At 73.5% G+C, this 13,945-nt stretch carries 15 protein-coding genes; 2 read left to right on the plus strand and 13 right to left on the minus strand.

From position 1 onward, the window contains the following. From ACWV17_RS00765 to infC, 8 genes are all read right to left on the minus strand, one after another. The gene (locus ACWV17_RS00765) at positions 1 to 1,125 is read right to left on the minus strand and encodes a PP2C family protein-serine/threonine phosphatase (RefSeq protein ID WP_455358035.1); all 1,125 of its coding nucleotides are present in this window, start codon (positions 1,123 to 1,125) and stop codon (positions 1 to 3) included. A 207-nt stretch (positions 1,126 to 1,332) separates the two neighbouring features. Continuing rightward, a complete protein-coding gene (gene pheT, locus ACWV17_RS00770) occupies positions 1,333 to 3,861 on the minus strand; it encodes a phenylalanine--tRNA ligase subunit beta (protein WP_455358036.1) in 2,529 nt (842 codons plus the stop codon). Further along, on the minus strand, positions 3,861 to 4,988 hold the full coding sequence (gene pheS / locus ACWV17_RS00775; RefSeq protein ID WP_455355110.1) for a phenylalanine--tRNA ligase subunit alpha: 1,128 nt from the start codon (positions 4,986 to 4,988) through the stop codon (positions 3,861 to 3,863). The genes pheT and pheS overlap by 1 nt, the downstream gene beginning before the upstream one ends. A gap of 124 nt (positions 4,989 to 5,112) precedes the next feature. Continuing rightward, positions 5,113 to 6,189, minus strand: a complete 1,077-nt coding sequence (locus ACWV17_RS00780; protein ID WP_455355109.1) for a sensor histidine kinase — start codon at positions 6,187 to 6,189, stop codon at positions 5,113 to 5,115. Positions 6,190 to 6,245: 56 nt separating this feature from the next. Next, positions 6,246 to 7,103, minus strand: coding sequence for a TrmH family RNA methyltransferase (locus tag ACWV17_RS00785; RefSeq protein WP_455358037.1), 858 nt, complete (start codon positions 7,101 to 7,103; stop codon positions 6,246 to 6,248). Positions 7,104 to 7,211: 108 nt separating this feature from the next. Then, the gene (gene rplT / locus ACWV17_RS00790) at positions 7,212 to 7,598 is read right to left on the minus strand and encodes a 50S ribosomal protein L20 (protein ID WP_411058449.1); all 387 of its coding nucleotides are present in this window, start codon (positions 7,596 to 7,598) and stop codon (positions 7,212 to 7,214) included. Between the two features lie 105 nt (positions 7,599 to 7,703). After that, positions 7,704 to 7,898, minus strand: a complete 195-nt coding sequence (gene rpmI / locus ACWV17_RS00795; RefSeq protein ID WP_240137342.1) for a 50S ribosomal protein L35 — start codon at positions 7,896 to 7,898, stop codon at positions 7,704 to 7,706. Between the two features lie 103 nt (positions 7,899 to 8,001). Beyond that, complete coding sequence (gene infC / locus ACWV17_RS00800) at positions 8,002 to 8,637, minus strand: translation initiation factor IF-3 (RefSeq protein ID WP_455355183.1); 636 nt, start codon at positions 8,635 to 8,637, stop codon at positions 8,002 to 8,004. Between the two features lie 390 nt (positions 8,638 to 9,027). Here infC and ACWV17_RS00805 point away from each other — a divergent pair, with 390 nt between their 5' ends. After that, positions 9,028 to 9,423: a DUF1844 domain-containing protein gene (locus ACWV17_RS00805; RefSeq protein ID WP_455355107.1), complete on the plus strand. Its 396-nt coding sequence runs from the start codon at positions 9,028 to 9,030 to the stop codon at positions 9,421 to 9,423. 37 nt (positions 9,424 to 9,460) lie between these two features. Here the strand turns inward: ACWV17_RS00805 and ACWV17_RS00810 are convergent, their stop codons facing one another. Together ACWV17_RS00810 and ACWV17_RS00815 are read right to left on the minus strand one after the other, a co-directional pair. Further along, positions 9,461 to 9,724, minus strand: a complete 264-nt coding sequence (locus ACWV17_RS00810) for a hypothetical protein (RefSeq protein WP_455355106.1) — start codon at positions 9,722 to 9,724, stop codon at positions 9,461 to 9,463. Between the two features lie 116 nt (positions 9,725 to 9,840). Beyond that, positions 9,841 to 10,578, minus strand: coding sequence for an SseB family protein (locus ACWV17_RS00815; RefSeq protein WP_455358038.1), 738 nt, complete (start codon positions 10,576 to 10,578; stop codon positions 9,841 to 9,843). Positions 10,579 to 10,606: 28 nt separating this feature from the next. Between ACWV17_RS00815 and ACWV17_RS00820 the strand changes: the two genes are divergently transcribed. After that, positions 10,607 to 11,131: a hypothetical protein gene (locus tag ACWV17_RS00820; protein WP_455358039.1), complete on the plus strand. Its 525-nt coding sequence runs from the start codon at positions 10,607 to 10,609 to the stop codon at positions 11,129 to 11,131. Here ACWV17_RS00820 and ACWV17_RS00825 read toward each other — a convergent pair. The 3 genes from ACWV17_RS00825 to ACWV17_RS00835 are packed head-to-tail and all read right to left on the minus strand — an operon-like array spanning position 11,079 to position 13,692. After that, positions 11,079 to 11,639, minus strand: coding sequence for a hypothetical protein (locus tag ACWV17_RS00825; RefSeq protein ID WP_455358149.1), 561 nt, complete (start codon positions 11,637 to 11,639; stop codon positions 11,079 to 11,081). The two genes, ACWV17_RS00820 and ACWV17_RS00825, sit on opposite strands and share 53 nt — an antisense overlap. Then, positions 11,591 to 12,778: a type VII secretion-associated serine protease mycosin gene (gene mycP, locus ACWV17_RS00830; protein WP_455358040.1), complete on the minus strand. Its 1,188-nt coding sequence runs from the start codon at positions 12,776 to 12,778 to the stop codon at positions 11,591 to 11,593. The genes ACWV17_RS00825 and mycP overlap by 49 nt, the downstream gene beginning before the upstream one ends. Beyond that, positions 12,775 to 13,692: a hypothetical protein gene (locus ACWV17_RS00835; protein WP_455358138.1), complete on the minus strand. Its 918-nt coding sequence runs from the start codon at positions 13,690 to 13,692 to the stop codon at positions 12,775 to 12,777. Before ACWV17_RS00835 ends, mycP begins: the two co-directional genes overlap by 4 nt. Positions 13,693 to 13,945 lie beyond the last annotated feature (253 nt).

Raw genomic sequence — 13,945 nt, forward strand, 5'->3', positions numbered from 1 at the left:
TCAGGCTCCGTGCGGAGTCGGTGTCCGGCGCACTGCCGGCCCACCCGGCTGCGCGGGCACCCGGCGGCGGTCGTTGCGCAGGACCAGCAGGGCGACATCGTCGGCGAGCCGCCCGCCGGTGTGACGCAGCAGCGCGGCGTGCACGTCTGCGACCAGGCCCGCAGGCGATACCGGGCCGAGAGCGGCCTCGGCCAGCGCGCCGCGCAACGGGAAGTACTCCCCCGCGCGGTTGCGGGCGTCCTCCGCACCGTCGGTGTGCAGGAACAGCGCCTCGCCCGGCAGCAGCCGTGCGCGCAGCTGTACGGGGATGTCGTCCGGCAGCGGGAAGGCACCCAGCGGCGGCAACGGGTCGGCGCCCGCCAGCAGTTCGGCGCTCCCCCGCACGCCCGATGGCGGTTCCGCGATCCCCCGCACGCCCGCCGGCGGTTCCGCGCTCCCCCGCAGCAGATACGGCCAGGGGTGCCCGCAGTTCACGGCCGCGATGCCGCCGTCCGGACCGATCTCCAGCAGCAGTACGGTCACGAACTCCTCGGCGACCGGACTCTCCGGCTCCGCACCGCCGGCCGCCGGATGCTCGGCCAGCGCCCGCTCCCGCAGATGCCGGTGCAGGGCGCGCTCCATCCGGCCCAGCACGCCGGGCAGTTCGGGCTCGTCGTGCGCGGCCTCGCGGAAGCTGCCGAGTACGGCGGCGACCGCGCCCAGGGCGCCGAGGCCGTGCCCGCGGACGTCCCCGATGACGACGCGGACGCCGTGCGGTGTCGCGACCGCCTCGTAGAGGTCCCCGCCGACCGCCGCGCCACGGCTCACGGAGAGCTGGGCCGCGGCGACGGAGAGCCCTTCGAGCCGGGCCGGCAGCGGACGCAGCAGGACCCGCTGCACGGCGTGGGAGATTTCCCTGGTCCGCCGCAACTCGGCCAGCAGGCAGTGCCTGATGCACAGCCCCACCCCGGTGGCGATGGCCAGGAACGCCACACAGGTGGCGATCCTCGGCAGCATCCGGTCGTGCAGGGCCGACGGGCAGGTCAGCTCCCAGGTGACGACTGTGGCGGCCCAGGCGAGGATGCACGTGCGGCGCAACCACGGCGCATCCGTGCAAGGAGCGCGCCACGCCCTGAAACGGATCATGCCGTCGGCCCCCTCGGTCCTGTTCGGCGGATCCCCCACGGCCCCCGTGGCCGGTTCGATTCTGTCGATCGATCGTGGCTGTTCAGCAAGCCGTCTGCTTTTGTCACTCGAATGAGTGAGATGGGGGTCGCCCGCGCCGCCCGCACGCGCGCAAGGGGCGCACTCGGTCTCCCGAATGCGCCCCTCAACAGGTGTTTCGCGGGTCCGCTACGCGCCGCGCAGCACCGCCCCGGTGCGCTCGGCGGCCAGCGCCACCGCCGCGTCGCGCGCGGCCGAGGCCTCCTCGACCGTCAGCGTGCGGTCCGCGGCCCGGAAACGCAGCGCGTACGCCAGGGACTTGTGTCCCGCACCGATCTGCTCCCCGGTGAAGACGTCGAACAGCCGCAGCGATTCGAGGAGTTCACCGGCGCCCTCGCGCAGCGCGGCCTCCACGTCGGCGGCCGGCGTTGCGGCGTCGACGACGAGCGCGACGTCCTGGGTCGCCACCGGGAAGGTGGAGATCCGCGGCGCCTGGAGCGCTCCGGCACCGGCCCGCTCCAGGCGGTCCAGGTCCAGCTCCATCGCGCTGGTGCGCGCGGGCAGGTGCAGCGCCTTGACGACGCGCGGGTGCAGCTCGCCGGCGAAGCCGATGACCTGCTCCTCCCCGTCGGTCACGACGGCCAGCTCGGCGCAGCGGCCCGGGTGCCACGGCCCGTACTGCCCCTGCCGGACGATCAGTTCGGCGCCGGCCTCACGGGCGAGCGTACGAGCGGCCTGGACGGCGTCCGCCCAGTCCGCCGGACGGCCCGCGCCCCACCAGCCCGCCTGCTCGTGCGCACCGGCCAGCACGACCGCGGCGTGCCGCGGCTGCGCGGGCAGCGCGGCGTCGAGGGTGGCGATCTCCTCGTCCGTGGGACGGCGGTCGACCGGGAGCCGCACCGCGACACCGGCCTCCTCGCCCGCCCGGAAGACCAGGCCGGTCTCGAAGAGCGCGAGGTCGTGGCTGCCACGGCTGTCGTTGCGGTGCAGCGCGCCGAGCAGGCCCGGCAGCAGCGCGGTACGCAGCGCGGGCTCCTCGTGGGAGAGCGGGTTGACCAGCTTGACCACCCGGCGGCAGGTGTCGTCCGCCGGGATGTTCAGCTGGTCGAAGACCTGCTCGCCGATGAACGGGTAGTTCAGCGCCTCGACGTAGCCGGCGCCGGCCAGCGCGCGGCCGACCCGGCGGTACAGCTGCTGCCGGTCGGTGAGCCCGCGGCCGGACGGTGGGGTCGGGAGGGTGGACGGCAGGTTGGCGTAGCCCTCCAGCCGGATGACCTCTTCCGCGAGGTCGTTCGGCTCGCGCAGGTCGGGCCGCCAGGACGGCACGGTCACGACGAGCTCGTCCTGCCCGTAGACGTCGCAGCCGACCTCCTGGAGGCGGCGTACGACGGTCTCGCGGCCGTAGTCGACGCCCGCCACGCGGTCCGGGTGGTCCGCCCGCATGGCGATCGTGTGCGGCGCGGACGTCGCGAGGATCTCGGTGACGCCCGCCTCGGCGGTGCCGCCCGCGAGCAGCACCAGCAGGTCGACCGTCCGCTGCGCGGCGGCGGCCCCGGCCTGCGGGTCGACGCCCCGCTCGAAGCGCTTGGACGCCTCGGAGGACAGCTTGTGGCGGCGCGCGGTACGCGAGATCGACAGCGCGTCGAAGTGCGCGGCCTCGATGACGACGTCGGTGGTGCCCCGGACCTCGCCGGTCTCAGGGTCGGTGACGGAGTCGGCGATCTCGGTGTTGGCACCGCCCATGACACCGGCCAGGCCGATCGGCCCGCGGTTGTCGGTGATCACCAGGTCGCCGGCGTCCAGCACCCGCTTGACGCCGTCCAGGGTGGTGAACTTCTCGCCCTGCTCGGCCCTGCGCACACCGATCGTCCCGTCGAGCCGGGACCGGTCGTAGGCGTGCAGCGGCTGGCCGAGTTCGAGCATCACGTAGTTGGTGACGTCGACCGCGAGCGAGATCGGGCGCATGCCGGCCTTCTGCAGACGGCGCCGCAGCCAGATCGGGGAGTGCGCCTCCGGGTCGAGGCCCGTGACCGTACGGGCGGTGAAGCGGTCGCAGCCCTGCGGGTCGGAGACGCTCACCGGGTAGCCGTACGAGTTCGGCGCCGGGACGTCCAGCAGCGCCGGGTCGCGCAGCGGCAGCCCGTACGCGGTGGCGGTCTCGCGGGCCACCCCGCGCAGGGAGAGGCAGTAGCCGCGGTCGGGGGTGACGGCGATGTCGAGCACCTCGTCGATCAGCTCCAGGAGCTCGATCGCGTCGGTGCCCGGCTCGTACTCCGGCGGCAGCACGATGATGCCGCCACTGCCATCATCGCCCATGCCCAGCTCGTCGCCGGAGCAGATCATGCCGTGCGAGGTCCTGCCGTACGTCTCGCGCGCGGCGATCGCGAAGTCGCCCGGCAGCACCGCGCCGGGCAGCACCACGACGACCTTGTCGCCGACGGAGAAGTTGCGGGCGCCGCAGACGATCTCCTGCGGCTCACCGGTGCCGTTGGCCGTGCCGACGTCGACGGTGCAGAAACGGATCGGCTTGCGGAACTCCGTCAGCTCCTCGATGGTCAGCACCTGGCCGACCACCAGGGGGCCCTTGAGGCCCGCGCCGAGCTGCTCGACCCTCTCGACCTCCAGGCCGGCGTCAACAAGCTTGGCCTGCACGTCGCGACCGGTCTCACCGGCCGGCAGGTCGACGTACTCCCGCAGCCAGGAAAGCGGGACCCGCATCAGATCTCCATCCCGAACGGCCGGGTGAACCGGACGTCACCCTCGACCATGTCTCGCATGTCATCGACGTTGTGGCGGAACATCAGCATCCGCTCGATGCCGAACCCGAAGGCGAATCCGCTGTACTTCTCGGGGTCCACCCCACAGGCGATGAGCACCTTCGGGTTGACCATGCCGCAGCCGCCGAGCTCGATCCAGCCCTCGCTGGAGCAGGTACGGCACGGGCGGTCGGGATTGCCCACCGACTCACCGCGGCACACGTAGCACTGCATGTCCATCTCGGCGGACGGCTCGGTGAAGGGGAAGAAGTTCGGACGCAGCCGGGTGGTCATGTCCTTGCCGAAGAGCGCCTGGACCATGTGGTCCAGGGTGCCCTTGAGGTCGGCCATGGTCAGGCCCTCGTCCACGGCGAGCAGCTCGATCTGGTGGAAGACCGGGGTGTGCGTCGCGTCCAGCTCGTCGGTGCGGTAGACCCGCCCCGGGCAGACGACGTAGACGGGCGGCTCCCGGTCGAGCAGGGAGCGGGCCTGGACCGGCGAGGTGTGCGTACGCAGCACGACACCGGACTCGTCGCCCTCGGTCCCGGCCGGGCCCTGGACGAAGAAGGTGTCCTGCATCTGGCGCGCCGGGTGGTCGGGGGTGAAGTTGAGCGCGTCGAAGTTGAACCACTCCGCCTCGACCTCGGGGCCCTCCGCGACCTCGTACCCCATGGCGACGAAGATGTCCGCGATGCGGTCCATCAGCGTCGTCAGCGGGTGGCGGGCGCCGGCGGGCGTGCGGTCGTACGGCAGCGTGACGTCCACCGCCTCCTCGACCAGTACGCGCTCGTCGCGCTCCGCCTCGAGCTCTGCCTGACGGACCGCGAACGCCTTGTTCACGGCGCCGCGGGCCTGGCCGACGCGCTTGCCGGCGTCTGCCTTGGCGTGCGGCGGCAGGGCGCCGATCTCGCGGTTGGCGAGCGCCAGCGGCGAGCGGTCGCCCATGTGCGCGGGCTTGGCCTCGCGGAGCGCGTCGAGGTCGCCGGCGGCGGTGAAGGCGGCGAGCGCCTCGTCCCGCATGCGCTCGATCTGTTCCGGTTTCAGTGCCTCGACCTCAACAGGGTCGTACGACTTGTTCGGTGCCGACATCTCTTCCCGTACTTCCGATGGGCTGGCTGGAGGTCCCCGCTCGACGACAAGGACGCAAAGGTGCCAAAGGTCGAGTCTAAATGGCGCGGGGGGTCGAATGGGCCCGCGGACCGCCTGGCGAGACTCAGGTGAGATACGCCGGCGCGCCCACGGGCAGGGTAAACCGGAACTGGGCGCCGCCGCCGGGCCCCCGCTCGACGGTGATCGTGCCGCCGTGCGCCTCGACGATGCCCTTGACGATGTACAGGCCGAGTCCGGTGCCGCCGCGCTTGCTTCCCCGCCAGAAGCGGGTGAAGACACGGCCCATCGACTCCTCGGGAATGCCGGGGCCTTCGTCGCTCACGGTGACGGCCGTTCCCTTCGCTGAGTTCTCGGCGTTCCTCGTGTTCGCGGGCGCCACCTCGATGGTGACCGTTCCCTCGCCGTGCCGCACGGCATTTTCCAGCAGGTTCCCCAGCACCTGGTCGACCTTGTCCGGGTCCGCCCACAGATCGGGCAGCGGCTGGAGAATCCGGACCAGGAAGCGGTCCGGGGACTGGCCGCTCGCGGTGAGGGCCTGCACGTGCCGGCCGACGGCCGTGGGGACGTCGACGGGCTGGCGGCGCAGCTCCAGCCGGCCGGAGTCGATCCGGGAGATGTCGAGCAGTTCGGCGATCAGCCGGGTGACCCGGTTGGCGTCCGCGTCGACGGTCTCCAGCATCAGCCGCTTCTGGTCGTCGGTGAACCGCTCCCACTTGGCCAGCAGGGTCGCCGTGAAGCCCTTCACCGAGGTCAGCGGGGAGCGCAGCTCATGGGCCACGGTGGCGATGAGCTCGGCATGGCTGCGCTCGGTACGGCGCCGGGCCTCGGTGCCGCGCAGCGAGACCACCAGCCGGCGCACCGGCCCGGTGGGGTGCTCCCGTACGTACCGGGCGGCCACCAGGACCTCACGGCCGCCCGGCAGCAGCAGATTGCGCTCGGGCTGCCCTGCCCGGATGGCGAGACCACCGTACGGGTCGGTCAGCGTCCACCAGCGGCGTCCTTCGAGGTCCTCCAACGGCAGGGCGCGCTCGATGGGGGCCCCGAGCGCGTCGCCCGGGGCGACGGCGGTGATCCGGGCCGCGGCGGCGTTGAAGCAGATCACGTGCCCGGTCTCGTCCGCGACGACCAGGCCGTCGGGGAGATCGTCGGGGTCGATGCCACTGTTGGTGCCGACCGTCATGTCCCCGTACCCCACCTCTCCGAATACCGCAGGGGGCCCTCGAGCCCGTCACATTACTAGCTGTTGGTGACGGAGCGGCACCCTCCGGAAGCGCGCTGCGCACGGGCGGACGCGTAGAGGCACACGGCGGCGGCCGTGGCGAGGTTGAGGCTCTCCGCCTTGCCGTGGATCGGTACCCGCACCACCGCGTCGGCGAGCGCGCGGGTCTCCTCCGGCAGGCCCCAGGCCTCGTTGCCGAAGATCCACGCGCTCGGACCGCCCATGGTGCCCGCGTCGAGTTCGGCGTCGAGGTCGTCCCGGCCCGCGCCGTCGGCGGCGAGGATCCGCACCCCGGCCGCCCGCAGGCCCTGGACGGCCTGCTCGACCGGTACGCCGACGGCCACCGGGAGGTGGAAGAGCGAACCGACCGACGCCCGCACCGACTTGGGGTTGTAGAGGTCGACCGAGGCGTCGGTCAGGACGACGGCGTCGGCGCCCGCGGCGTCCGCGCAGCGCAGTACGGTGCCGGCGTTGCCGGGGTCGCGGACGTGCGCGAGCACGGCCACCAGCTTGGGCCGCGCTTGGAGGATCGACTCGAACGAGGAGTCCAGGAAGCGGCAGACGCCGACCAGGCCCTGCGGGGTGACGGTCTGCGAGACCTCGGCGAGGACCTCGTCGGCGGCCAGGTGCACCCGGACCCCGGCGGCGCGTGCCGCGTCGACGATCTCCGCGTACCGCTCGGCGGCCTCGGCGGTGGCGAACAGCTCGATCAGGGTGGGCTCGCCGTCGGCGCGGTGCTCCACCGCCTCGCGCACGGCCTGCGGACCCTCGGCGATGAACCGGCGCTCCTTGGTGCGGAAGTTGCGCCGCGCGAGGCGCTTGGCGGCGGCCACCCGCGGGGAACGCGGGGAGATCAGCTCGGCGGGGGTGCCCATGGGCGGCGGCTCACTTCGGTAGGTGCGTAAAGGGTCGTGCAACGCGCCGGACCCGCAGGCGCGATGCCTGCGGGTCCGGGCAGATGCCTCGTCGAAGAGCGGCCTGGATCAGGCGGCGGTCTTCGGGGCGTTGACGTCGCTCGGCAGCGCCTTCTGGGCCACCTCGACCAGCGCGGCGAACGCGTTGGCGTCGTTGACCGCGAGCTCGGCCAGGATCTTGCGGTCCACCTCGATGTTGGCGGCCTTCAGACCCTGGATGAGGCGGTTGTACGTCATGCCGTTCTGGCGGGCAGCGGCGTTGATGCGCTGGATCCACAGCTGACGGAAGTCGCCCTTGCGCTTCTTGCGGTCGTTGTAGTTGTAGACCAGGGAGTGGGTGACCTGCTCCTTGGCCTTGCGGTACAGGCGGGAGCGCTGGCCCCGGTAACCGCTGGCCTGCTCGAGAATCGCCCGGCGCTTCTTGTGGGCGTTGACTGCCCGCTTGACGCGTGCCACTTGTTTAACTCCTTGTAGCGGGGCCGCGGTGTGGAGTCACACGGCCCGGAAACGAATAGGTCCCGGTCTCGGCGTCCCGTCCCCGGTCACCGGGGACGGAGGACGTCACTTGCCGAGAAGCTTCTTGATCTTCGCGGCGTCGCCCGGGGCCATCTCGGCGTTGCCGGTGAGGCGACGCGTCAGCTTGGACGACTTGTGCTCGAGCAGGTGGCGCTTGCCGGCGCGCTCGCGGAGCACCTTGCCGGAGCCGGTGATCTTGAAGCGCTTCTTGGCACCGCTGTGCGTCTTGTTCTTCGGCATCGCGCCGTTCTCTCCTCGTCAGTGGCGCTCCCGCCGGTCCGTGGACCGGCATACGGGAGCGTCAGATGTGTCGGTTGATGTCCGGGGCAGGCTTGCTCCGGAATCAGGCCTCGGCCGACTCCTCGGAGGAAGCCTCCGGAGCGGAGTCCTCCACCTGGGCGGGCTGGCCCTGGCGCTCGGCCTTGCGGGCGGCCTGCGCCTCGCGGGCCTCGGCCATCGCCTCGGTCTTCTTCTTGTGCGGACCGAGAACCATGATCATGTTTCGGCCGTCCTGCTTCGGGTTCGACTCGATGAACCCGAGCTCCTGGACGTCCTCGGCGAGGCGCTGCAGCAGCCGGTAGCCGAGCTCCGGCCGGGACTGCTCGCGACCACGGAACATGATCGTGATCTTGACCTTGTCGCCCTGCTTGAGGAACCGGACGACGTGACCCTTCTTGGTGTCATAGTCGTGCGGGTCGATCTTCGGCCGGAGCTTCATCTCCTTGATGACCGTGTGCGCCTGGTTCTTGCGCGCCTCACGGGCCTTCATGGCCGACTCGTACTTGAACTTCCCGTAGTCCATGAGCTTGCACACGGGCGGACGGGCGGTCGCCGCGACCTCGACCAGGTCGAGGTCGTACTCCTGCGCAAGCTCCAGGGCCTTGGCAAGCGGGACAATCCCGACCTGCTCGCCGCTGGGACCGACAAGTCGCACCTCGGGAACGCGAATCCGGTCGTTGATGCGGGGCTCGGCGCTGATGGATCCTCCTCAGTAGCACCACACGACCGCCTGGCAGACAGCCGCGTAACGTCTGTTTCGTCAGACCAACCGAGCGGGAACGTGAAGAATGCCCCGGACGGGACACAGGCGGGAGCTCCTTGAATACCGGAGCACCGCCGCGTACCACCGCGGGGCGCACATCGGGCGGCTCCATCGTCCGTACGGAACGATGGTGGCCGCCTGACCGGTGACCCGCCGCCCTTCAGGACGGCCAGGTGGGAGATCGGAGCCTCCACTTGTGGGCCGGACACATGCGTGTCCAGCCGGTCGTGCACCCAGCATACCAGTGACCGGGGGCGCGTCCCACTCGGGCGGATACGGGTCATAGGCTGGAGCGCACCCGTCCACCGGCAAGAAGAAGCGAGCACGATGACTACCGCAGGCGACGCCACCCCCTCCGAGCCGGACCAGCCGGCTGCGGCCTCCGAGGCCCCCGACTACGAGGAGCTGACCCGCGACATCGCGGACGTGCCCGCGGTCGAGGTGATCACCACGGTCGCGGTGCATCTGCTGAGCGCGGCGGCGGTCAACCTGGGCCTCGACAAGCCGGACTCCGAGCACAAGGACCTGGACGAGGCGCGGAAGCTGATCACGGCCCTGGCCGGCCTGGTCACGGCGAGCGCGACCGAGATCAGCTCGTTCCACGCGGCGCCTCTGCGCGACGGCCTGAAGTCGCTGCAGCTCGCGTTCCGTGAGGCGTCACTGGTCCCGGACGAGCCGGGCCAGGGCCCGGGCGAGAAGTTCACGGGCCCGGTCTTCGGCTGAGCCGGTCGCCGCGTGGAGTCCGCGCCGCGGCGGGTACTCACGCGGGATCTGCGGCGGGAGCGGCGGCCTTCCTCCTGCGGAGCACGGTCCGGTATCCGCGCCACGCCGGCGGCGAGAGGCGTGCACGCTGCCCGCCGCTGGTGATCAGCGCGTTCACCGGCGTCAGCGGGTCCGCGGCCATCGCCCTGGCCAGCAGTACGCCGACCACCAGCGGGAGCAGGGCGGCGGCCAGGGCTGTACCGGCGGTGGTGACGTGCTGCATGCGGGCATACCGCGGGGCGTCGGGGATCATGATGCTCATTCGACCAGCGAACGCGCGGCGACGAATCCGGCGACGTACTCATCTCGTGCGTCGTCACGTACTCATCCTCGGCGGTGAGGCGCTCGGCGGTGGGGAGACGCCCCTCGCCGGGCCGGCTACTGCTGGTCTCGTACGTACAGGGGCTCGCCCGGGGGTGTGGCCTCCGCCGGCAGCAGGGCCAGGTCGAGGCCGTGGACCAGGCGGGCGCGCAGTACCTCGTCCGCCGCCAGCGTTCCGGCCACCCGCCGGGCCGCCCCGGCCGCGTCCGCCCCTGCGGCGAGGACCAGCGCGAGGGTCCCGTCCGCCCGGCCGGGGCCGAGGTGGGCGCGGAGTACCGCCGGTTCGGCGGCGACCGCGGACCGTACCGCCGACGTAACGGCGGGATCGTCGAGTGGGTCCGCGCTCGTGCGGCCCTCCGCCAGCGCGAGCAGCGCGGACCCGGTGAGCTGGAACGGGACCGGGCCCGCCAGGTCGAGCACCACCGTGTCCGCGCGCTCATGGGCTGCGGCCTGCAGCGCCTGGTGCAGCGGTACGGCGACCGGGCGGGCCTGCGGGTCCCAGCGGGCCAGCGACTCGGTGGAGGTGAAGGCGGGAAGCGCCCGCCTGTCCCCGGCCCGCAGGGTCGGAACCGCCATGTCGCTGGTCTTCTCCCGGCGCAGTCCGTCGGGCCCCTCCTCGACCTCGCCGAGCACCGCCACGACCGGTACCAGGAGACGTGCTCCGGCCAGCGCCCGGAGAACCTCCGGCTCGGCCGTTCTGTCCGCGGCCCAGGCGGCGAGAGCCGCGCTCAGCCGGGGGTCGGCGGAGCCGTCGTCGTCGGAGAAACCGGGGTCGGGAATGTTCTTCTGCGCCACAATGACCCGACCCTATAGGGAGGCCACGGTGGACCACGAAGGGGTGTCGGGCTGGGCCGGGGTGCCGCCCGTACCGGACGGCGTGCGCGTGTCGGTGGCCGTGGGGGGCCTCGACTCGGGGACCACGGTGGCGTACGGCGCGGGCTCCTTCGTCACCGCGAGCCTCGTGAAGGTGGACATCCTCGCCGCGCTGCTGATGCGGGCGCAGGACGCCGGGCGCGAGCTCACCGCGCGGGAGCGGGCGTGCGCGGACGCGATGATCCGGGTCAGCGACAACGACGCGGCGACGGAACTCTGGCAGGCGATCGGCGGCGCCGACGGTCTCGCCGCCGCCCATGCGCGGCTCGGCCTCGTCGCGACCGAGCCGGCCGCGAGCGGGGCGTGGGGGCTCACCCGGACCACGGCCCGGAACCGGCTGGCCCTGCTGGCGGCGGTGTTCGGTACGGGGCCGGTGCTGGGGGCGTCCTCCCGTACCTACCTCCAGGGCCTCATGGCAGGCGTCAGGGGGGGCAGGACTGGGGGGTGTCCGCCGCCGGGACGTCGTACGCGCTGAAGAACGGCTGGCTGCCGCGTACCGCCACCGGGTTGTGGGTGGTACACAGCACCGGCCGGGTCACGACGGAGGACGGCCGGGTGTTGCTGGTCGCGGTGCTGTCCGACGGCCACGCGGACCAGGCGGCGGGGATCTCGGTGGTGGAGGCGGCGGCGCGAGCCGCGGCGGGCGCGGGCAGCGTGGGCGGCTCGGGCGGCGCGGCCAGCTCGGCCGGCGCCTGCGGATCGACCGGCTTGGCCAGCGCGGGCGGCGTGGGCGGCGCGAGCGGCGCGAGCGGCGCAGCCGGATCGGCCACCTCGGCCGGCTCGTTCAGGGCGGTCGGATCGGGCGGATCGACCGCCTCGGTCACCGCGGCCAGCGCGGTCAGCTCGGCCGGCGCGGGCGGATCGGCCGGCATCGGTGGCGCGGGCGGCGCGGGTGGCGCCTGCGGATCGACCGGCTTGGCCGGGGGCGGATCGGTCAGCGCTGGGGGCGCGGGCGGCCCGGCGGGCTGACGCCACCGCGCCACAGCAGCACCGCCCCCGCGAGCAGCACCGCGCCGAGGCCGCCCGCCGTGGGGGCGAGCCAGGCCGCCGGCTCGTCGGCTTCCCGGGCCGCGGCCGGGCCGGGCCCGAAGTACTCCCGGCCGTACGCGGCGGAGGCGGGCTTCAGGCCGGCCCGCTTCAGCTTCGCGCCCGCCTCGATCGCGGCCGCCGGGTCGACCAGACCGTGGCCGCGGGCGTCGTCACGGCCGCCCTGCGGGGAGTTGCGGGCGGTGTCCGCGAGGAGCTTCTTGACCTGAGCGGGGGTCAGGTCCGGGTGCGCGGAGCGGACGAGCGCGACGGCGCCGGAGACGAACGCGGCGGCGGCGCTGGTGCCCCAGCCCTCGTAGTAGCGGCGGTCGGGGTCCGCGATGATCACGTCCACGCCGGGCGCGCTGACGGTGGCGTACCAGCGGCGGGTGGAGAAGGCCGCCTTGGTGCCGTAGCGGTCGACCGCGGTCACCGCGATCACGCCGGGGTAGGCGGCCGGGTAGGAGATGTGGTCGCCGTCCTCGCCGCCGTTGCCGGCCGAGGCGACGACGACCGCGCCCTTGCTCAGGGCGTACTGGACGGCCGCGTCCTCCGCGGGCTCGGGGTGGGCGGACTTGCTGTCGTCGCCGAGGGACAGGTTGATCACGTCGGCGCCGTTGTCGGCCGCCCAGCGGATGCCTTCGGCGAGCGCGCCGCCCTTGGAGTTGCGGGCCTTCGTGCGGGCCGGATCGCCCTCCTCGAGGATCACCCGTACCGGAAGGATCTTCGCCTCGGGGGCGATCCCGAGGACTCCGTCGGTCCGGCCGGGGCCGTGTCCGTGGGCGGCGATGATGCCGGCCATGGCGGTGCCGTGCCGTGCCCAGGGGCGGTCGCCGCGGCCGGCCCCGAAGCCGATGAGGTCCTTGCCGGGGAGCACCTGTCCGGCGAGGTCCGGGTGGAGGTCGTCCACGCCGGTGTCGAGTACCGCGACCGTGATGCCCGCGCCCTTGGTGGTACGCCAGGCCTGCTCGGTGTGCATGGCGTCGAGCCCCCACTGCCGGGAGCGGATGCCATCCGCGTGGGCGGGGGTGCCGGCCAGCAGCACGAGCCCGGCGGCGAGGGCCGCGGCTAGGCGGCGGGAACGGCGAGGGGTCATCGGGGCTCCCGGGTGGGCGCGCTGACGGTCTTGCGGAGGGCGCGCTCGACGCGGTCCGCGATGCCCTTGGCCTCGTGGCCGAGGCCGGCCTGGGCGGCGGCGGTCGTCGCGCCCGGCGTCATGGCCCGGGCGGCCGGCTGCGGGTCCGCGACGGTACGGCCATCGGCGAAGCCGGAGACGGCGAAAACGACCACCGGGGCGTCGGTGAGGACGCTCACGGTCCAGCTCGCGCGCTGTGGGTCGCCGAAGCCGGCGGCGACGGTGCCCTTCGCCGGGTACGGGCGGGGCATGAGGTCCGTACGGTCGCCGAGCTTCTCCCGCGCGAAGCGGGTGCGCAGGGCGGACATGCCCGTCACGTCGGCCTTGGTGAAGACCATGCCCACGGTGGTGACGCTGCTGCTGGACGCGTCGGTGTACGTGGCGCGCAGCAGGCGGGCGCAGCCGACGGACTCGAGGGCGGTGAGGAGGAGCGGGTCGAGCGCGGCGGCGCAGCCGCTGTCCGGGGCCACGGCCACCCGCGTCCAGGCCCGGTCCGCGCGGCCGGGACCGGCGCCGGCGCCGGCGAGGGTGGGCGGGAACAGGGTGTCGACGGGGGCGCTGTGCCAGAGGGAGGCGGCGCGCTGGTAACCGGCGCCGGCGGCGGGCTCAGCCGCGGAGTCGCCGGTGAGCCAGCTGCCGGTGACGGCACCGCCGATGAGCCCGAGCCCGAGCACGACGCACACGGCGGCGGTAGCGGCCCTGGCGGGATGCCGGGTCCGGACGGGCCGCAGCCGGGTGGTGGTCTCGACGGGTGTCTCGGGGGGTGGCTGCGGGGCGCGGACGTGGGGCGGCCCGCCGCTCCCCGGCCGGGGCGTGAGGTCGACGGCCCCAACGGCCCGCCGCCGAGCGGATGGCACCCCCGCAACGGGCCGCAGCCGGGCGGTGGTCTCGACGGGGCGCTCGTCGTCACCGGGCGGGCCGGTGAAGCGCGGAGCGCGCACCGGCGGCTGCGCGCCGCGAGCCGCCGCGCGCCCGGCCGCGGGGGCCGTCGGAACCGGCGGACTGCCCGCATCCGCGGTGCGGCGGGGAGCCGGCGGCCGGTTGCCGGACGCGCCTGAGTCGCGGGGCGTGCCAGGGTGCGCAACGGCGGGCACGGGTGACCCGCGGCCGGCTGGCGGGGACGCCGGC

Source organism: Streptomyces mabaensis (assembly GCF_053763515.1).